General features: G+C 68.2%; 14 protein-coding genes and 1 tRNA gene. 11 read left to right on the top strand and 4 right to left on the bottom strand.

The annotated features are described in order from the left end of the window. Nucleotides 1-122 precede the first annotated feature (122 nt). Both DP107_RS15000 and fdhF read left to right on the top strand, forming a co-directional pair. Nucleotides 123-1640, top strand: a complete 1518-nt coding sequence (locus DP107_RS15000; protein WP_144262953.1) for an NADH-ubiquinone oxidoreductase-F iron-sulfur binding region domain-containing protein — start codon at nucleotides 123-125, stop codon at nucleotides 1638-1640. Then, a complete protein-coding gene (gene fdhF, locus DP107_RS15005) occupies nucleotides 1637-4963 on the top strand; it encodes a formate dehydrogenase subunit alpha (protein WP_144262954.1) in 3327 nt (1108 codons plus the stop codon). Before DP107_RS15000 ends, fdhF begins: the two co-directional genes overlap by 4 nt. 67 nt (nucleotides 4964-5030) lie before the next feature. On the opposite strand, the gene DP107_RS15010 is transcribed toward fdhF, so the two are convergent. Next, on the bottom strand, nucleotides 5031-5975 hold the full coding sequence (locus DP107_RS15010) for an alpha/beta fold hydrolase (protein ID WP_185977339.1): 945 nt from the start codon (nucleotides 5973-5975) through the stop codon (nucleotides 5031-5033). A 335-nt stretch (nucleotides 5976-6310) separates the two neighbouring features. Further along, nucleotides 6311-7099, bottom strand: a complete 789-nt coding sequence (locus DP107_RS15015) for a histidine kinase (protein WP_202877423.1) — start codon at nucleotides 7097-7099, stop codon at nucleotides 6311-6313. 654 nt (nucleotides 7100-7753) lie between these two features. Here DP107_RS15015 and DP107_RS20205 point away from each other — a divergent pair. Next, entirely contained in the window at nucleotides 7754-7894 is a 141-nt protein-coding gene (locus tag DP107_RS20205; RefSeq protein WP_185977340.1) for a hypothetical protein, read from the top strand. A gap of 712 nt (nucleotides 7895-8606) precedes the next feature. On the opposite strand, the gene DP107_RS15025 is transcribed toward DP107_RS20205, so the two are convergent. Beyond that, nucleotides 8607-9476: an alkaline phosphatase family protein gene (locus DP107_RS15025; RefSeq protein ID WP_144262980.1), complete on the bottom strand. Its 870-nt coding sequence runs from the start codon at nucleotides 9474-9476 to the stop codon at nucleotides 8607-8609. A gap of 698 nt (nucleotides 9477-10174) precedes the next feature. Between DP107_RS15025 and DP107_RS15030 the strand changes: the two genes are divergently transcribed. The 4 genes from DP107_RS15030 (at nucleotide 10175) to DP107_RS15045 (ending at nucleotide 14817) form a co-directional block, all read left to right on the top strand. Continuing rightward, entirely contained in the window at nucleotides 10175-11536 is a 1362-nt protein-coding gene (locus tag DP107_RS15030; protein ID WP_144262957.1) for an extracellular solute-binding protein, read from the top strand. 124 nt (nucleotides 11537-11660) lie between these two features. After that, complete coding sequence (locus DP107_RS15035; RefSeq protein ID WP_144262958.1) at nucleotides 11661-12602, top strand: carbohydrate ABC transporter permease; 942 nt, start codon at nucleotides 11661-11663, stop codon at nucleotides 12600-12602. Next, nucleotides 12599-13642, top strand: coding sequence for a carbohydrate ABC transporter permease (locus DP107_RS15040; RefSeq protein ID WP_144262959.1), 1044 nt, complete (start codon nucleotides 12599-12601; stop codon nucleotides 13640-13642). The genes DP107_RS15035 and DP107_RS15040 overlap by 4 nt, the downstream gene beginning before the upstream one ends. Continuing rightward, a complete protein-coding gene (locus tag DP107_RS15045; RefSeq protein WP_144262960.1) occupies nucleotides 13639-14817 on the top strand; it encodes an ABC transporter ATP-binding protein in 1179 nt (392 codons plus the stop codon). Before DP107_RS15040 ends, DP107_RS15045 begins: the two co-directional genes overlap by 4 nt. Nucleotides 14818-15010: 193 nt before the next feature. Here DP107_RS15045 and DP107_RS15050 read toward each other — a convergent pair. After that, a tRNA-Arg gene (locus DP107_RS15050) sits at nucleotides 15011-15085 on the bottom strand. Between the two features lie 541 nt (nucleotides 15086-15626). Between DP107_RS15050 and DP107_RS15055 the strand changes: the two genes are divergently transcribed. From DP107_RS15055 to DP107_RS15070, 4 genes are all read left to right on the top strand, one after another. Further along, on the top strand, nucleotides 15627-16430 hold the full coding sequence (locus DP107_RS15055) for a TrmB family transcriptional regulator (protein ID WP_144262961.1): 804 nt from the start codon (nucleotides 15627-15629) through the stop codon (nucleotides 16428-16430). Between the two features lie 312 nt (nucleotides 16431-16742). Further along, a complete protein-coding gene (locus tag DP107_RS15060) occupies nucleotides 16743-17609 on the top strand; it encodes a geranylgeranylglycerol-phosphate geranylgeranyltransferase (protein WP_144262962.1) in 867 nt (288 codons plus the stop codon). A 482-nt stretch (nucleotides 17610-18091) separates the two neighbouring features. Next, nucleotides 18092-19201, top strand: a complete 1110-nt coding sequence (gene bioB / locus DP107_RS15065; protein WP_144262963.1) for a biotin synthase BioB — start codon at nucleotides 18092-18094, stop codon at nucleotides 19199-19201. Between the two features lie 66 nt (nucleotides 19202-19267). Continuing rightward, entirely contained in the window at nucleotides 19268-20320 is a 1053-nt protein-coding gene (locus tag DP107_RS15070) for a transcriptional regulator (protein WP_144262964.1), read from the top strand. Nucleotides 20321-20331 lie beyond the last annotated feature (11 nt).

Raw genomic sequence — 20331 nt, forward strand, 5'->3', positions numbered from 1 at the left:
TTCGGTCGTAGGGGACGGGCCGGACTTGCCTCGATTTGCAAGCCGAAATCACGTGAAAACTACTGGGATCCACGGTCGGACGCCAGCCACATTTTAATATCCCTCAATAGTAAGGGGAAACGATGATTACCGACGAGGGAGCGACCGCCCGCTCCGTCGTCGTTCGCGTCGCGGCCGATGTGGCCGCTGGCGACGGCGACATCGTGGCAGAGGCCGCCCGCAACGCTGCCGACTCGGTCCCGGTCGTCGAGACCGGTCCGACCGGTATCGCCGGCGTCGAGCCGCTGGTGTTGGCGACGGTCACGGGACGGACGGCCTTCTACCCGGCCCCGGACAGGGCCACGGTCCGGGAACTGGTCGACGTCATGGAAGCAGGCGACCTCCCGACCGCCGACGCCGCGGCCGTCGTCGGCCACGAGGAGGGGGCCTCGTCCCTGCCGGTCCCGGACGACGGGGCACTGTCGGTCGGCCGCCGGGCCGTCCTGGGGCCCTGCGGGTGGGTCGACCCGCTGGCCCCCGGGGCCCACGAGTTCGTCGCCGCGGAGGACGACGCCGGGGCCGCCGCGGAGCTCGGACTGCTGGGCCGGGGCCGCGGCGACGCCGTCGCGGACCACCCGGTCACCGAGGCCTGGGACCTGGCCCGCGAGACCGACGGCGACCCGGTCGTGGTCGTGAACGCGAACGAGGCCGACCACCGGCCACGCGCCGACCGGACCCTGCTGGCAGGTGCACCGCTCACGGTCCTCGACGGGGCGGCGGCGGTGGCACGGTACGTCGGGGCCACGGACGTGGTCCTCCACCTGAACGAGAGCGACGCCACGCTGGTCCAGCACGTCCGCGAGGCGGTGGCGCGTGTCGACCTGCCGGTCGACCCGCGGGTCGTCGCCGGGGCGGACGAGCACCGCGCCGGCGCACCGACGGCCGCCCTGGAGGTGCTCGAGGGCGCCGAGCGGATCGAACCGCGCCTCCAGCCGCCGACGCCGGCCGAACACGGGCTGTACGGCCGCCCGACGGTCGTCCACACGCCCCGGACGGTCGCGCAGGTCCGGCACGCGCTCCGGGCCCCGGCGGCGTTCGCACCCGAGGCCACCGACCCGGGGACCAGACTCGTGACGGTCACGGGCGACGTGGCCGCGCCGGCGACGGTCGAGCTCGGTACCGACGCGACCCTCGGGACAGTCCGCGAGGCCGTGACGGTCGACGGCCGGTTCAAACTAGCCACGGTGGGCGGCGTCTTCGGCGGCGTCACCGGCGACCTCGACCTGCCGCCGGGCGCGCCGGCGCTCGACGCGGCCGGCCTCGGTACCGACGGGGTCGTGGAACTCCTGACCGAGGGAACCTGCGTCGTCGCGGAGGCGGGCGAGCGCGCGCGGTTCGCAGCGGAGGCCAACAGCGGGCGGTGTGTGCCCGGACGGGAGGGGACACAGCAGCTCGCCGAGTTGCTGCGTGACATCTACCAGGGCTCGTTCCGGAGCGACGACATCCGGGAACTGGCCCGCGTCATGCGCCGGACGAGCAACTGCCAGACCGGTGCACACGCCCCCCGTCCGGTCACGACCGCGATGGACGAGTTCGAGGCGGAGTTCCGCGCACACGCCGACGGCCGCTGTCCGAGCGGCATCTGCGAGGAGAACCTATGAGCACTGACAAGCCACTTCCAAGCGTTCCAGAACTCGACGACCAGCAGCCACAGACACCGGTCACGGAGGATTTCGAACCCGGGACCGCGAACGACCCCGAAGTCGGCACGACCGGTGGGGACCCCACCACCGTCACCATCAACGACGAATCGGTGACCGTCGGCCCGGGTTCGACGCTCATCGACGCCATGGAGGCCCTCGACGACGACATCGTCTCCGTCGGGCCGGGCACCGATGCCGTCGACGGCGACGAGGACGTGCCGGCGCTCTGCTACTACGACCGCGGCGGCGACTGCAGCGACGAGATCGGCCCCCGGAGTACCTGCCGGACCTGCACGGTCGAGACCGACGAGCACGGCCTCGTCTCGGCGTGTTCGTTCCCGGCCTACGACGGGCTCTCCGTCGAGACGGACACTCCCGACGCCGAGGAGAGTCGCAGCGTCAACCTCGACCTGGTCCTCTCGAACCACAACCTCCGCTGTACCACCTGCAACGGCAACGGCCGGTGTGAACTGCAGAACACCGCCATCAGCGAGGGCGTCGACCACCCGCGGTACGGCGTCTTCGACGACCGCGAGGAGTACGAACCGGTCGATGACACCTCGTCGTTCATCCAGATCGACCGCAACAAATGCATCCTCTGTAATCGCTGTGTCGAGGCCTGTAACGACGTACAGGTCGAGGGCGTCCTCCGGATGGAGGGCCACGGCGAGGACACGCGCATCGGCTTCCAGTCCGACGCCGACACGATGGCCGACTCGGAGTGTGTCTCCTGTGGCCACTGCGCGACGGTCTGCCCGACTGGGTCGCTGACGGAAAAGGGCATCGGCGGCGCCGGGACGCTCCCGCTCCCCGGGTTTACCCAGCGCAACTCCATCGGGACGGTCATCAAGCACGAGCCGGCCGAGACCATCGACGACACGGACGCCCCCAACCGCTCGCCGGACCCCGGTAGCGCGGGCGCACCGGCCGAGACCGCCGCCGCGGCCGGTGACGACGACGGCCTCGCGGCGTTCATGTCCGACGCCAAGCGCCAGGCTGGCGACCTCGCGACGAAGTACGGCAGGAAGGCCTTCCTCGCCGGCGAACACACCGCCGAGAGCATCGCGGCGAAGACGCTCCCCGAGGGGCGGCTGTTCGACATCGCCGACGCAGTGGGCGACTACCGCCTCGACAGGATAGACAAGCAGGAGACGACCTGTGGGTTCTGTGCCGTCGGCTGTCGCTTCGAGATGTGGGGCAAGGACGGCGACTCGCTGGGCGTGGTGCCGGTCGACGACCCCGACGACGCCCCGGCGAACAACTTCTCGACCTGCGTGAAGGGGAAGTTCGGCCACGAGTTCGCCAACAGCGAGGAGCGGCTGACCCGGCCGCTAGTCCGCGACGACGACGGGGAACTCCGGCCGACCTCCTGGGACGAGGCCCTCGACCACGTCGCCGAGAACCTGCGTGCCATTCAGGACGAACACGGCGTCGACGCGGTCGGCTGTCTCGCCTCCTCGAAGGGGAGCAACGAGGAGGCCTACCTCGTCCAGAAGTTCGCCCGGCAGGTGCTCGGGACGAAGAACATCGACAACTGCGCCCGGCTGTGCCACGCCTCGACGGTCGCCGCCCTCCAGCGGACGCTCGGCTACGGCGCCATGACCAACCGCATCAACGAGGACATCGGCGAGGCCGACGCCTACCTCATCTCCGGGTCGAACACCACCGAGTCCCACCCGGTGCTGGCGACCCGAATCAAGCAGAACGTCCGCGACGGCGCGGACCTGGTCGTGTTCGACCCGCGCGAGGTCGGCATCGCCGAGCACGCCGACCAGTACACGCGGACGAACCCGGGGTACGACGTGACCTGGATCAACGGCCTCATCCGGTACATCATCGAGCACGACCTCCACGACGAGGCGTTCATCGAGCGCAACACGAAGAACTTCGAGGAGCTGAAGGAGAAGGTCCAGGCGTTCACCCCCGAGAAGGTCGAGGAGCTGGCCGGCGTCCCGCCGGAGGAGATCGCCTCGGCCGCCGAGACGCTGGCCGCGGCCGACACCGTCGTCTTCGGCTGGGCGATGGGGATGACCCAGCAGAGCACCGGCACGGAGAACCTGCTGGCGATGGCGGACCTCGCGCTCGCGCTCGGGCAGGTCGGCAAGCCCGGCGCCGGACTCTCGCCGTTCCGCGGCCAGAACAACGTCCAGGGCGGCGGCGGCGACATGGGGACCCTGCCCGGGAGCCTGCCGGGCTACCAGGACCCGGCCGACGAGGAGGTCGCCGAGAAGTTCGCGGCCGAGTGGGGCGAGCGCCCGCCCGATGAACCCGGCCTGAAGGTGCCGGAGATGCTCGCGGAGGCCCACGAGGGTAACCTCCGCGGGATGTACGTCGTCGGCGAGAACCCGGCGCTCTCCGAGCCCGACATCCAGCATGCCGAGGAGGCCCTGGCGGACATGGACTTCCTCGTGGTGCAGGACATCTTCATGACGGAGACGGCGGAGCACGCCGACGTCGTCCTGCCGGCGGCCACCTCCCCGGAGAAGCACGGCACGTTCACGAACACGGAGCGGCGAATCCAACGGGTGCGTCCGACGGCCGACCCGCCGGGAGAGGCCCGCCAGGACTGGGTCATCACCCAGGCGCTGGCCCGCCGGCTGGGCTACGGCTGGAACTACGACCATCCGCGGGAGGTGATGGACGAGATCAGCTCGCTGGTGCCCATCTACGGCGGCGTCAGCTACGACCGGCTGGAGGCGGGCGAGGAGCACGGCCTCCAGTGGCCCTGCCCGGACGAGGACCACCCGGGGACGCCGTACCTCTACGACTACGAGGACGGCGAGTTCGGGTTCGAGGACGGGAAGGCGCGGTTCGTCCCCGCGGACGGCGGTCACCCCGGCGAACTCCCGGACGAGGCGTTCCCGCTCACCCTCACCTCGGGTCGGGTGCTCTACCACTGGCACACCGGCCAGATCACCCGCCGGGTCGAGGGGCTCATGCACCACGTCGGCGAGAGCTTCGTCGAGATACACCCGGACACCGCCGCGAAGCTCGACGTCGCCGACGAGGAGTACGTCCGGGTCGAGTCCCGACGCGGCGACATCGTCGTCAAGACACAGGTGACCGACCGCGTCGGGCCGGGAACGCTGTTCATCCCGATGCATTTCGCCGCAGGCGCGGTCAACGAACTGACCGCGGAGACGTTCGACCCGACGGCGGGCATCCCCGAGTACAAGATCTCCAGCGTCCGGGTCGAGCCGCTCGGCTCGGACGCCGATGAACGCGTACTCACGACGCCGGACGCGGGGGCGACCGCCCGGCGACCGAGCGACGATGACTGACCCCGGGGCGGACCCGGGGGCCGCGTTCCGCCATCGGCTGCCGCTCGGCGAGGACGCCCTCGACCGTTCAGTGCGACCGCTGGAACGACCTGACGAGGTCGAACAGTCGCTCCCGGGGCGGTTCGAGGTGGACGAAGTGGGTGCCGCCGTCAATCTCTGCGTAGGCGTTTGACCCTGGCGCGCCGCCGAGTCGGTCGTACACCCCGAGCGCGTCCGGCCGGACCGAGGTGTGGTCGGCGGTCCCGCGGACGACGAGCGCCGGGGTCTCGACGGCGGCAGGGTCGTATGGGGTGTCGCCGTCGGCCGCCGCGAGGATGTCCGCCAGGCAGCCGTTCGGGACGCGGACAGTCGCCGTCGTGGAGTCGGTCGCGTCGTCGACGACGGAACCCGCGTTCGCGACGTAGGTCGACCAGAAGGCGTCGAAGCCGGCGAGCCACCGGTCGGTGTCGGCGTCGGCCGGGGCCTGCGCGGCCCAGCGGGCTCGGGCACCGTCACGCTGGACCGTGCGGAACGGGCCGTCGAACGCCAGCCGGTCGCGAACCGCCGGCGAGAGGTCGTAAACGGGAGCGTGGAGCGCGACCGACACGACGGGCGGGTCCGTACGGGTCGCGAGGTAGCGCCCGCAGACGAGCGTCCCCCAGGAGGTGCCGACGAGATGGAGCCGGTCGACGCGGTCCGTGGCCCACTCGACGGCAGCGGCGAGGTCGCCCGCGGCCGCCGCCGTGCGGGCCGGCGGCTCGTCGTCGGGGCCGGGGTCGACGGCGTGGCTGCTACCATAGCCCCGGACATCGAGCGCGAACGCCGCGTCGCCACGGGTCATCGTCCACGGCCCCCAGCCCGACGGCCCGTCGAGTCCGGACCCGAAGATAGCTCGCCCGGGGTAGGTGGCACCGTGGACGAACAGGACTCCGTCCGTCGGCTTCTCCGGCCTCCACTCGGTCACGCGAAGCGTTCCCGCGGGTCCGGCGATATCGTGTGCGGTCGCGGGAACGGGCCCTGTCTCGGTGGGCATACGCCCGCCGGGGCGGCGAGCGTCAAAGCGGTTCCGGCGGCCGGGCACCGGAACGACCACGACGACGGCGTGACCGCCGCCCTCGGACCGGCCTGGGTTCGTACCGGAGCGGGCCCGATGACCGCGTTCGACCCCGTCGTTGGTGACGGCTCGTTCACGGCCGCCCCCGGGTGAGCCATCGCTTTCCGATCCGTCCGGCGGTGACCCGCCGGCGTGTGTCCCGGGTCTGCGGGGCACGTGCATGCCGGCGTCGACGGCCGACGGTCGGACCGCTCGCGAGCACACCCGGTAGTACGACCCCGCGTCCCGGGAGGTGAGACAGGGTCCCGGACGGGTCAGAACCGCGTTCGGATTATCTCCTCGGCGCGTCCTGCCAACTCCGCGTCGAAGGTCCACCTCCCCCGCCACTCGTTCCGGCCGGTTTCGAGCGCGACGAGGGCGACCGACTCCGCAGCCGAATCCTCCGGGACGAAGATCACGCTCCACGCCTCCCGGTAGCCGCGATGGGTTCCCGTGTGGGTGGTGAAGCCCGGCTCCTCGGGCACGTCCGCATCGCCGACCCCGTAGACGTGAACGTCGACGTCGCTCTCGCGGAGCCGTTCGTAGACCAGCCGCGTGCCGTTCTCGTGCTGGAGGCGCGAGAGCTTCTGGAAGGTCGAGCGGAACCGCCCACCGTCGGCCAGCAGCGCACGGCGCTCGATGAACCGGGAGATGATTATCAGTAGCAGTTTCTGCTTGTTGGAGGCCGGATACCCCTTCAGGTCGAACACGACGCCATCGAGTCGGGTGATCGTCGGCGGGGCGACGTTCCGCTCGATGCCGCTCGTACCGGTCCGATACAGATCACCGTTGACCACCAGGCAACACTGCATCAACTCGGCGACCGTCGAGGTCGCGATGACCCCCGTATCGTCCAGCAGTAGGACGACGTCGGAGTCGGTGTCGGGGATGTCGGTCTCGGTCACCGCTACCGTCTGTTCGCCGAACGCCTCCTGCAGCAGCCGCATGACCGCCTCGGGTCGCGTCCGGTTTACCACCACCAGCGAGCGTTCGGCCTGGTCGCCCCGTTCGAGTATCCGTGACAGGGCCTCGACCGGGTCCGTCCGACTCCGTCTGCTCGACATGTGGTTCGAGTCGGCATTCCGCCGCCACCTACTTAAACGGGTGCCGCGTTCCGGGGTTCGAAACGGCGCGGACGGTCGAGCCGTCCCTCGATTCCCCCGACAGACTGGGGGAGCGGTGGAATCACCGAAGCCCCGGGGCCGCGCCGGGGTCGGGGACGACGTGGCCCGGTACGCCGGCCCGTCCGCGTCGAACGATACGTATGCACGATTTCGCCGGGGACTGCTGGGACCGACGCGACCGGGGAACGCCGTCGCGTCGGGCGTACTGACGTTCATCGGCGCGTTCGTCACCGGGCTGAGGGGGCCACTCGGCGGGTCCGTCCTCGACATCGCGGTCGTTCCCGTGTGCGAACTCGGAGCGGAACCCACCAGTGGGTGGCTCAGGGATCAGTCGATCACATCGAGAACGCTCAAACCGCCAGTAGCACGTGAACCCCTCGGGCAGGTCGCGCCCGCTCGGCGGACGACGACTGCTCACCTGTGATGGACACGTTCCGCTTCGGGGACGTTCCCGTAGTCAGTTCGGTTGATGACGCTGGTCGGGGAGTGCCGACGGTTCTCTCCGACGGAACGGCATTCCCGGGCCCGATTCCGTCCGGATACTGCCGCTGTGAGGAGACATGATTTAAGAGCCTCCGGAAACTATGTTATCATATGCCATGCAAAATCGACTGTAACGAGTGTGACCTCGAGAAGCGCTTCGAGGACTGCGTGACCGCCCACAAGCGTGCAAAGGAACACGAGGCCCGTCGTGGCGATCACTTCGTGACGCTGTACGACCCGCCGCCAGGGTGAGAGGGTGAGTCGGTACCCGTCCGCAGTGGCTGCCGTCCCTGGGGCAGTGCTTTCCGAGCATCCTATTCCTACCCGCTCCGGTCCACGGTGAGAGTAGTTACTGCCGCGTTCCGATCGCTTGTCCATCTCGGAGCCACGGCCGGGCCAACTACACCCCCTCGGTCGATAGCTCTCGTACCCCTCATCCCGGGCGCAGTCCTTCCGCACCCCCTACTCGGGCATTGGAACGGGGGGTTCGGCGACCACACCCGAGGAGGCCACCGACGAAATCGGCGCTGATAACCGGACCGAGGTCACCCGGAGCAGGGGCATCAGGGGACCGATATCGGGCGAGTGCTACCGGACGCGCTGTCCGACGGTCACGCGGAAGCCGTCACCGCTGGGTGAGCGACGGAACCGGGTGGTTGCTGCTGAAGAAGATCGCGGCGGAAGCGATGACGACGAGGAGCGGGAACTGGACCCGTGGACGTGTTTGGGGGTTGATGATAGGTCCTCGGAGCAGTTCGTGTGGTGGTCTCGGGCGTTCCGAGGCATCGAACGACCCTCAGCTGTCGCAGTGAGCCCTCAGCGGATCGGGGCTGCGATATCGTGAGAGCGTTGCCTCGTACCGGGCAGACGCGGTGAGTGGCGGACGTATTGGGCTCTACAGCTAAACGAAGCGAGTGCCTCGGGGCTTGACCCCGGGGCGGTTCACGGGTGAGGACGCGCGGACTCAACGGTACCCGAGCGCATCAAGTCTCTCCCGGTCGCTTTCCGCTCCGTATACCCGAGATACGGGTAGCGGTTCGGGTGGGTCGAGTGTCGGGTCGTGGCTCCGCGCGCCGCCGCCCGTCGTCGTCGCCCACGGTACGGTCAAAAGCGCCGGCACTGGGGTGTGCATCGGGTGCCCGTACAGCCCCCATTCCCCGAAGAGGTTGCCGTGGTCGGCGGTGATTGCGACCTGTCCGTCCACGTTCGTGACGAGCGTCGCGACCTCCGGAAGCACATGCCGGAGTGTCGCCTCGTACGCGTTCCAGACCTGCTCGGTCGTGATTTCGCCACGGCGCAAGAGGACCCACGGGCTCACCGTGTCGCTGTGGGCACTGGTGCGGGCCAGTCCTTCGTCGTCCGCTATCGGGTCGGCGATGAAAGGGTGGTGGGGTTGCATGTAGTGGACGACCAGCCGGTCCGGAGCCCGGCCCCTGGCCGTCGCGATCGCCCGGTCCGTCACGGCGCTCGGCGGCACCGTCCCCAGCTCCTCGTTCCAGGCGTACTTCCATACCTCATCGAGCGCGGCGAAGGCGTCGGCCTCGACGTACCGGTCGGTCCAGGTATTACCCGTGACCATGGCTGTCCGCGCCGTCTCCGGGTGGCCGTTGAACGTCTCCTCCAACCATTCCGAGGAGCAACTGCCAACGGATCGCATCGAACCCACGTCGTCAAGCAGTTCGCTGTCGGTAGCCACCGACTGCAGCAGGTCCGCCCGGCAGGCGTCCAGTACGATCAAAACGTCCCAATCACGCTCGAAGACGTTCGTTCCGCTGTCGAGCCGCCGGCCTACTGCCTGGAGTGCGCGGAGGTAGGCGGTTCCGAGGCGGCTCATTCCTGGCTCCATTATCCAGTGGTTGATCTCGGAGCGTCAAAACGGTACTGCCGGGACTGGGCCCGCCAGCCGAGGGACGTGGCCGGGATGCAACGCCTGTGAGGACACACAGTCGGTTCAGTGGCGTGGGACAGCCGGTCACGGGACCGACCAGTGGGTGCGTATCGTCGCGCACGGAATCTCCGAGTGGCCGTCGTCAGCGACCTTCTCCACGCCCGTTGATGCCCGCCGCGGCTCGCACGCTACTCGGCACCGGGGACGCCTCTCCGGGGTCTGGAATCGGTCTCGTGGTCTCAGGGCGGGGTGTTCGATGCGACCGGCTCAGGACTGCCGGTCCGTCGCTGCATACCGTCTCACGAGCCTGCTCACGCGCGAACAGGCACGAGGGATACGGTCCCCCGAGTCCTGCAGCCTCGCCCGGTGGGTCGGCCCCTTCCAGTCCCACCTGACGGGGGAGTTGGCAGCCCGTCCCCACGTATCCGGTCGTACTGATCGGGACAGTGAGCGACCGGAGCGAGTGTCCGGGAGGAATCCATCAGGTCGATGAACCGGACGCCTGGGCGTTCCTCATGGGTAAAAACGCGACCGAATCAGTATCGGTGGGACCGCGTTCGTCCTGCGGTACATGCCCGAACGGTACGGTGGTGGACCATCGTCTACCGTCATAACTAGATGTACGTGCGCCAATACGTGGACTAATGAAGCATAATGGGAAGGTCACCCGGAGAGACGTACTCTCCGGGGGCGGTGCAGCCATCGCCCTCGGGTTGGCCGGCTGCACCCAGGGGACCGGCGACGGCGGTGGACAGTTCGGAGAGTCCGACCCCCTGTTGACCAACGACCGGTGGGGGAAAGGCGAGACGTCGCTCACCTATCGGACCAGCGAATTTTACACGCCGATAGAGGCGGAGAGTAGCCAACCGGCGGCGGCGCCGGCACTGCGTGAACAACACGAGGCGTGGGCCGAGGCGCACCCGGAGTACCGGATCGAGGTGGCGTATCCGGCCTTCGACCAGTGGAAAGACGACCTCGTTCTCGATGCGTCACAGGGGAACGCCCCGGACGGGTCGACGATCGACTCTTCGTGGGTGGCCGATTTCTACGAGTATCTGCAGCCGCTGAACGATTACGTCGACGACATCGACGACTTCTTTCCGTTCGTCAGGGAGGCCACAGTTCAGGACGGCGACCTGCTGGCGGCGTGGAAATACACCGGCTGCCGATGTCTCTACTATCGGCAGGACCTCATCGACAGCTATGGCGACGGTGACCCGCCGCGGACGTGGGATGACATGCTGGGGCTCGGGCAGGACATCGCCGACGGGGAGGACATCACGCCGTTCATGTTCCGGAGCGAACCGTTCGACAACTTGCCGTACTTCTGGGGGCAGGGCGGCGAACTCGTCGACGACAACGGGGCACCGGTGCTCGACGAGGACGGCAACCGGCAGGCGATGGTGAACGTCCTCTCGTTCATCCAGGACCTCGTCGAGACCGGCGTCACCCCACAGCGGGTCGCCAACATCTCCGACGTCGAGGACCTCCCCCGGGAGGGGCGCAACGACCAGCTCGCGATGTTCATCGGCAACAACGACCTGATCGAACGGGAGTTCAAGAACGTCGTCGAGGACGACAGCTGGCAGCGCTGGCAGGTCGCCCAGATCCCGATGAAGGAGCCCGACCAGTTCGCCACCGGCGTCGGCGGTTGGACGGAGGGGGCGTTCATCGAGGGGGACGGCGGCAAGGCAGCGGCCATGAAGGATTTCATCTCGAAGTTCGTCGAACCGGATGCGATGGCCCGGTACTGTGCGGCCACCAACTTCCTCCCGACGCGGGAGTCGGCGTATGAAAGCGAATTCTACGGGGAGGACGCCATCGAGTACCAGGACACGTTCCGAGAACTCCTCAAGGACGGCGTCGCGCGGCCGGCCGTTCCGATCTATTCGACGATAGCGGACGAGTACGGCAGCGCCATCGAGCGGGTCGTGACCGACCAGGCAGAGCCGGAGGAGGCCGTCGACAGGATGATCACTGCGGTCAACGAGGAGTACGACGGGTGATCGCGACGCCGTGGCTCACCGGAGGGACGTCTGAAGACGTGCCAGGCTCCGGCGTGGTTGCCGTGGATGTCGGACCGGTAGAACGGGTACGGGCCGCTCTGACGCGACGGACCGGGTGAGATCCATGGCTACTGCTGGAGAGGATGATTCGGTCGAGTCCGGCATCGGGCGGGTGACCGACCTCGTGGGTCGTCTGATCGACAACCCGCTCCCGTGGTTGCTCCCGACGCTGGCGGCGCTCGCAGTGTTCCAGTTGTACCCACTGGTCGAGGCCGTCCGGCTGAGTCTCACGAACGAGGTGCTCACCGCCACCGGCACCGAGTTCGTGGGTCTCGAGAACTACGTGGACCTGTTCACGTCGACCGGATTCTGGCAGATGGTCAGTGTCACAGCGGTGTTCGCCGTCTCCAGCATCGCGTTGCACACGCTGTTCGGACTGATCCTGGCGCTGGCAATCGATTACGGCGTCCGTCGCGGGCTCCGGGGGCATCTCACGACCCGCGTCTCGGTGTTGCTAGCCTGGATCGTTCCCGGGGTTATCATCGGGCTCATCTGGAAGGTCATGCTGGTCGAGAGCCAGCTCGGGGCGGTCAACTACCTCCTGGGGACGGTCAGCATCGGGCCGGTTCCGTTCCGGTCGGACCCGACATTAGCGCTCGTATCGACCATCATCGCGGGGACCTGGCGCGGAACGGCGTTCGCGATGATCATGATCTACGGCGGTCTCCAGCGGATCCCACAGCGGCTCTACGAGGCTGCACGGATCGACGGCGCCGGGCGGTGGGCCAGGTTCCGCCACGTGACCCTCCCACAGCTCAAACCGGTCCTGTTCGTGACGATCGTCCTGGTGACGATCTACGCACTCAACACGTTCGACCTGATATTCGCCCTCACTAACGGCGGGCCCGGCCAGGCGACGGAGGTGTTCGCACTGTTCATGTACCGGAAGGCGTTCACGGATTACGCGCTGGGTGAGGGCGCAGCAGTCGCCGTGGTCCTGCTGGGGATCAACCTCCTGTTGACCGTCGTCTACCTGTACGCGTTCGACATCGGTGCCGAGATATGACCGAAGATCACGATCGAGCCGAGGACGGTGGGTCGGGCGACAGTTACGACGGGGCGCGGAACCGTCCACCCCGGAGTGATGGCGGTACAGCGGAGGAACCTGCGGCCGGGGGGAGTCGGGCCGACGGCGGGACGACCAGTGCGTCCGGGACCGTCGCCGAGCGGCTGCCCGGAGCGCCACTGGAGGAGGCCAGAGACGCGCTCGCGGATACCGACCGACGGCTCCTCGACGCGGTCGTGTACGGCCTCTATGCGGTCGCGATGCTGTTCTTTGCGTTCCCGGTCCTGTGGATCGTCTCGGCTAGCGTCCGTCCACAGGGTGAACTGCTCACGTTCCCGTTCCGGTTCATCCCGCAGGAGGTGTCGTTGACAGCGTACCAGCGCGTGTTCAGGGAGGGGATGGTGACGTGGCTGTTCAATTCCACGGTGATCACGCTCGTCGGCGTCGGGAGCATCATCGCCGTGTCGGTGCCGGCCGCGTACGCCTTCTCGCGGTTCAGGTTCCGTGGGCGGCGACAGCTGCTGGGGCTCGTGCTCCTGTTCCAGATGATCTCATCGATCATCATCATCGTGCCGCTGTACTCGGTGATGACCACCCTCGGCCTCATCGAGACGCGGGTCGGGCTGATACTGTTGTACGTGGGCATCCAGACGCCCTTCTCCATCTGGCTGCTGAAGGGGTACTTCGACACGATCCCCGAGGAGTTGGACTACGCCGCCCGGATCGACGGCTGCAACCGGCTTCAGACGCTTCGGCACGTGCTCCTCCGGCCGATCGCTCCCGGTATCGCCGTCGTCGCGATCTTCAATACGGTGTTCCTCTGGTCCGAGTTCGTCCTGGCGTACACCGTCCTCGGAAGCGAGCGGAGCCTCTACACGATCTCGATCGGTGTCTACGAGTTCCAGAGCCAGTTCGGCAACGACTGGCGAGCGATCGCCGCCGCCAGCGTCGTCGGCATGCTTCCGCTCGTGACCGTCTTCATCGCGCTCCAGCGGTACTTCGTCAAGGGACTTATCAAGGGGTCACTGAAAGGAGAATGACTGCGAGAGATCCGAGCAACAGCGACGGTAGCCCTCATCTCGAACTGCAAGACCTCAGAAAGGAGTACTCGGAACGGGTGACCGCCGTCGACGGGCTCTCCCTGTCGCTGTCTCGCGGCGAGTTGCTCGTCATGGTCGGCCCGTCGGGCTGCGGGAAATCGACGACACTCCGATGTATCGCCGGATTAGAGGACCCAAGCAGTGGGCATATCCGCATTGCGGGTGACTCGGTTGTCGACCGTCCGCCCGAGGCCCGGAACATCGCGATGGTGTTCCAGAACTACGCGCTGTACCCACATAAGACCGCGCGGCAGAACATCGGGTTCGGGCTCCGGATGACGACGAATCTCCCGGGGGAGACGGTCCGCGAGCGCGTCGAGGACGCCGCGGAGACGCTCGGGATCACCGATCTGCTGGAGAAGAAGCCCGCCTCGCTGTCGGGCGGCCAGCAACAGCGGGTCGCCCTCGGCCGGGCCATCGTTCGCGACCCGGACGTGTTCCTGCTCGACGAACCGCTGTCGAACCTCGATGCGACGCTCCGGTCGGAGATGCGCACTGAGATCCAGACGCTCCAGCGGGAGCTGAACGTGACGACGGTGTACGTCACACACGACCAGACGGAGGCGATGACCATCGGCGACCGGATCGCCGTCCTCCGTGACGGCCGACTCCAACAGCTCGGAACGCCGATGTCGTGTTACCACGAGCCGGCGAACCGGTTCGTGGCGTCGTTCATCGGCGAACCGTCGATGAACCTGCTCGAGTGCCAGTTTGACCGGCCGAACCGGTCGTTCGAGGGAGCGGTGAACTATCCGGCCGACGACGAGCTGGCGACGGCTGCAGCGGCCGCGACGAGTCCAGAGGTGACGCTCGGTGTCCGGCCCGAAGTGCCGACGCTGTTCGGTCCCGAGGCCGACGCCACGGGCCCGACGTTCTCCGGGACGGTCGACGTCGTCGAGCCGGTGGGGGAGCGGTCCTTCGTGTACGTCACGCTCGAATCGGGGCCGCAACTGGTCGTCGCTACCACCGGTGGGGCTCCGGTCCGCGAACGGGAACCCCTCCGAGTTGCCGTCCCACGCGACGGCGTCCACCTGTTCGACGGAGTGACCGGCGAGGCGCTCCGGCATCCCGCACGGGACGAACGCGACCGTCCCGTCCCGAGCGGCGCGGACTGAGGCCGTCGCGGATGCAGTCCCGCTCCGAGTTTCGGGATCGAAGGGACAGGCCCCAGGAGGTGTTGTGACTCACCGAGTTCCGCGGAAACGAGGCCTGAGGGATTTGAACCGGAGAGGGACTCGCAGCGCTCGTCTCTCAGGGTTCACATCCCCAGTTACGTTCACCACGCCTCGCTGCCGCTCGGCGGGTTCACGAGGCCTGAGGGATTTGAACCCCCGGCAACGTGGTCCGAAGCCACGCACTCTGTCCGAGCTGAGCTAAGGCCCCTCATGAGGGAGAAGCGCCCTGCCGGACATAATTCTGTCCATAGACAGCCGCGTCCCACGGCGGAGCCGACCCCCGAGACGGACCGGCCACCGGGCCGGGCGAACCCGGCTCCGACGCTGGTGGGCCTTCCGAGCGGTCGTCGTTCGGGCCGGCCTCTCGGACGCGATCGTCGCCGTCGGGATGAGTGAACCCGGCCGCGTTCCGCGGCCGGGCGGCACACACCAGCAGTGTGGTTGGGACACAGTACTAGGTCGTGTGCCATCGGAACCCTCAGGGTGTAGCCGTATAGTGGTTTTGTGATTAATCGAGTTACCGTGCCCCGCGTGGGGACATCCGCGCTGTATCCGGAACCGTCGCCCGAAACGCCGAGACTGGAGAAACAACGGGAGAACGGCCACGAATTTCGGGATATAGCGCGGACTATCGATAATACCGCATACGGTCGGTTCTCCGCGAACACGCTCAGGGTTCCAGTGCCAATACCTATGTTTCCAGGGGCCGAACCACGTACATAGTCCGGTTTGCCGGGCGGTTGGGACACATGGACGGTACCGAGAGCGCCGAGCAGGCGATCGAGCTACTCCAGCAGTTGGGTCTCAAGGAGTACGAGGCATGCTGTTTCGTCGGGCTGACCCGTCTGGATACGGGGACGGCCAAGCGGCTCAGCGAGATCACGGAGGTTCCACGGACACGGGTGTACGATGCCATCCGTATGCTGGAGGCCCAGGGGCTGGTCGAGATCCAGCACTCCAGCCCCCAGCGGTTTCGCGCCGTCCCGCTCGGGGAGGCGACCGAGACGCTTCGGGACCAGTACGAGGAGCGCGTCGAACGGCTCAGCCAGTCGCTGGAGGACGTCGAGGCCGTGGGCGAGGGGGACGAGTCGCCCGTTCAGCAGGTATGGGCGATGGCCGGACGGGACGCGATCGAGAACCGGACCAACCAGCTCCTCGGCCAGGCGGACGACGAGATCGTGTTCGTGGTGGGCGATGGGTCGCTGCTCACGGAGGAGCTCATCGACAGCCTCAACGCGGTCCCGTCGGACATCGAACTGCTGGTCGGGGCGCTGACGGAGCCGCTGGAGGCGGAGATTCGCCGGGGCGTCCCGGAAGCCACGACGTTCGTCTCCGGGCTGGAGTGGTTGCACGGCGAGCGGGCCACCGAGGAGGCGACGGCCATCGGGCGGCTCCTGCTGGTCGACCGGTCGACCATCCTCGTCAGCTCCATCGTCCCCGAATCGAAGGAGGAGCAGGCGATCTTCGGCGAGGGGTTCGGGAACGGGCTCGTCGTCATCGCGCGCCGGCTCATGGCACAGGGGCTGTTGGGGACCCGCGACCCCGCGCAGTAGGGGGCTCGGGAACGCGACCGCTCGGCACTCCCGACCGGTCGACCTCGGTCGACCCGGCGCGTCGCGGGGGTAAGCGACGCGTGATGGTGCCATGTGACCGGGTCGAGGGACCCCGTGGGCGGTCGAACCCGCGACGACGTCCACCGCGCCCGTCCCCGGCAACGTGGGGTGGAGCCACGCACTCCGTCCGGACCGAGCTACCACCTCCTGATGGCGCACTCCCACCGGGACGGTCGGTCAACCTCCCGTCGGGTCACGCGCCGCGGCATCCGTTCCACGCCGTTTATGCCCCGACCCCGACAGCCGACCGGTATGCGCGGGACTGCCCGGGGACTGCTGGAGCTCACGCGACCGGGGAACGCCATCGCCTCGGGGCTGCTGACCGTCATCGGGAGCTTCGTCGCCGGCATCGCGGGCGGGGAGGCGGGACTGCTCCTTCCGGTCCCGCCGGAGTTCCGGGTCGCCGCGGCCGTCTGCGCGACCGTCCTCGCCGTCGGCGGCGGGAACGCCATCAACGACTACTTCGACCGGGAGATCGACCGCATCAATGCTCCCGACCGGCCGATCCCGCGCGGCGCCGTCTCCCCCCGTGGCGCGCTCGCGTTCTCGCTGGCCCTGTTCGTGCTGGCGGTCGCGCTCGCGCTGACCCTGCCCGCGCTCGCCATCGCCATCGCCGTCGTCAATCTGGTCGCACTGGTGGCGTACACGGAGCTGTTCAAGGGCCTCCCCGGGGTCGGCAACCTCATCGTCGCGTATCTCGGCGGCTCGACGTTCCTGTTCGGCGGCGCGGCGGTCGGCGGCGACCTCTCGACGGTCGGCGTCCTCTTCGCGCTCGCCGCGCTCTCGACGTTCGCCCGCGAGGTCGTCAAGGACGTCGAGGACGTGGCCGGCGACCGCGAGGAGGGGCTCCACACGCTCCCCATCGCCGTCGGGGAGCGCCGGGCGCTGGTCGCGGCCGCCGCCGCCCTCGGCCTGGCGGTGCTTGCCAGCCCGCTCCCGTTCGTCGTCGGCACGTTCGGCGTCGTCTACCTCGTCCTCGTGCTGCCCGCGGACGCCGTGATGTGCTACGCTGCCTACGAGTCGTTCGGCGACGCGACCGCGGGGCAGTCGCGGTTGAAATACGGGATGTTCCTCGCGATGGCCTCGTTCGTCGTGGGGCGTGGGTTCGCGGTGGTATAGAACCCGAACGCGCCGCCGAGGTCATCGAGCCGTATCCGACTGTTCCCGGGAACGGAGTACCGACAACCGTTATGACGGGTCTGTGGCGTTTGTCGGGGTGGTGTCCGGGTCCTGACTCCGTCGGGAACCTCCAGCCGTGGTGGTTCCAGCAGGCCAGGCTGTTCCCGGATTCCCACGCGAGCGCTTCCTGATGCCGGAGCCGGTCGACCGCCCTCTGGTCGGGAGCGCGTGGGAAGCGGTTCACCCGCGAGCCCGCGCGTGCCCCGGAATGTCTGGCGATGCAACCGCGAACCCCCGGGAACTGTGCCCCCGCCGCGCGCCTTCGCGAAGGGCGCTCCTGGTGGAATCGGAGTGCGAGGGCCTCGTAGCCGTTTCCGTCGGCTACGGTGTCGGTCCGGTACACCCGCTTCCTCGTTACAACTCCTGTCCTGCATGTCAGACGTTCACCAATCTTTATAATGACGTCAACCGACGGCCAGGGCGTGGTTTACGAGACAGGCAACCGGACGATAGACGACGCCGCCGAGCGCGTGCTGGCGGGCGAGCAGCTCGGCCGCCGGGATGGACTGGCACTCATCGCCCAGCCCGTCGACGAACTCGCGGCCGCCGCGGACATGGTCCGCCGTGAGTTCTCGGACGGGACGGTCGACGCCTGTTCCATCGTGAACGCGAAGGCGGGCAACTGCGCGGAGGACTGTGGCTTCTGTGCACAGTCCGCCCACTTCGACACCGGTATCGACACCTACGGCTTCCTCGAACCGGAGGAGATCCTGGACGCGGCCAAGCGGGCCGAGGCCGACGGGGCCCAGCGGTTCGGCATCGTGGTCGCGGAGAAGGGCGTCTCCAAGGAGCAGCGACCGGACGAGTGGGAGAAGGCCCTCCGGGCCATCCGGCTCGTCCGCGACGAGACCGACGTGGAAGTGGACGCCTCGCTGGGCATCCTCACGGAGGAGGAGGCCGAGATACTCGTCGAGGAGGGGCTCAACCACTACAACCACAACATCGAGACCTCCCGGCGCTACTTCTCGGAGATCGTCGAGACCCACTCCTTCGAGGACCGGCTCCACACGCTCCGCGTCGCCAAGGAGGCCGGGATGGACCTCTGTGCGGGCGTCATCCTCGGGATGGGCGAGAGCCCGACCGACCGCGTGGATGCCGCCATCGAACTGCAGGACATCGGCGTCTCCTCGTTCCCGGTCAACATCCTCAACCCTGTGGCGGGGACGCCGCTGGGCGAGGAGCACGACACCGCGCTCATCTCGACGGAGGAGGTCATCAAGACCATCGCCGTCTACCGGCTGCTCCACCCGTCGGCGCGGGTCCGCCTGACCGGCGGCCGCGAGGTGAACCTGCGGGGCGACGAGCAGCACCTCCCCTTCGAGGCCGGCGCGGACGGGATGCTCACGGGTGACTACCTCACCACGGAGGGCCAGGACCCCGCCGACGACATCGAGATCGTGCGCAAGGCCGGCCTGGAGCCGAACAAGTCGGTCAACGACTTCGACGAGGAGGCCATGCGAGCCCGACACCGGGACGAGGGGCCGGCCACCGCGGCCGGCTCCGCGACCAGCAACGCCGGGCTCGATGACTGATATCCGACGGAACCGGCAGATAACCGACGAGATTCGGATTTCCAACGCGAAACCCGACTATATCCAATGAACGACACGACGTTTGCGGTACTGGGCACGGGCGGCATCGGGCGGCGAGCACTCGAGGTCTCGGAGGACAAGGACGACCTGACGCCGGTCGCGGCGTGTGACCGTCACGGCGTCGCCGTCGACCACGGCGGCCTCGACGTGGACGAGTTGCTGGCGGCGACGGAGGGCAACATCGCGAGCGACGGCGGCGCCACAGTGGATGACGGCGGCGCCAGCAGCGGCGTCAAGCAGGCCGGCGAGGAGAGGGGTGTCGCCGCGTCGGTCCAGGCCGAACCGACGGAGACACCCATCGACGACGTCATCGCCGAGAGCGGGGCCATCGACGCGGTGCTCATCGCGCTCCCGAACCTGGAGCACGATTTCATCCCGCGCGTGGCCGAGCGGTTCGCCGCGGCCGACTACGAGGGCGTCCTCGTCGACGTGCTCAAGCGGAGCCGGGTCATCGGGATGCTGGACGACCGTGAGGAGACCCTGCAGGGCTCGGGTATCACCTTCGTCTGCGGCGCGGGCGCCACGCCCGGCTTCCTCACCGGTGCCGCGGCGCTGGCCGCGCAGTCGTTCGTCGAGGTCCACGAGGTCGACATCTGGTGGGGTGTCGGGCTGAAGTCGGGCTACGAGGACAACCGCGGCACCGTGCGCGAGGACATCGCCCACCTCGACGGCTACGACATCGAGACCGCCCGCGGCATGACGGACGCGGAGATCGAGGACCTGGTCGACGAGCACGACGGGGTGCTGGAGTTCCACGACATGGAGCACGCCGACGACGTGCTGCTCGAGCGCGCGGGTGTCTGTGACGCCGAGGACGTCACCGTCGGCGGGGTGCTGGACCTGCGCAACGACCAGAAGCCCACGACGACTACCGTCACCGTGACCGGCGAGACGTTCGACGGCGAGGTCGCCACCAACACGTTCGAACTCGGAGACGAGACGAGCATGGAGGCCAACGTCAACGGGCCCGCGCTGGGCTATCTGAAGGCCGCCGTCCGGCACAACCGCGCCGGCGACTACGGCGTCTTCGGCCCGGCCGAGCTGATGCCCGGCTTCTGAGTCACGGCCAC

This window comes from Haloglomus irregulare (assembly GCF_007421925.1).
Classification (GTDB): domain Archaea; phylum Halobacteriota; class Halobacteria; order Halobacteriales; family Haloarculaceae; genus Haloglomus; species Haloglomus irregulare.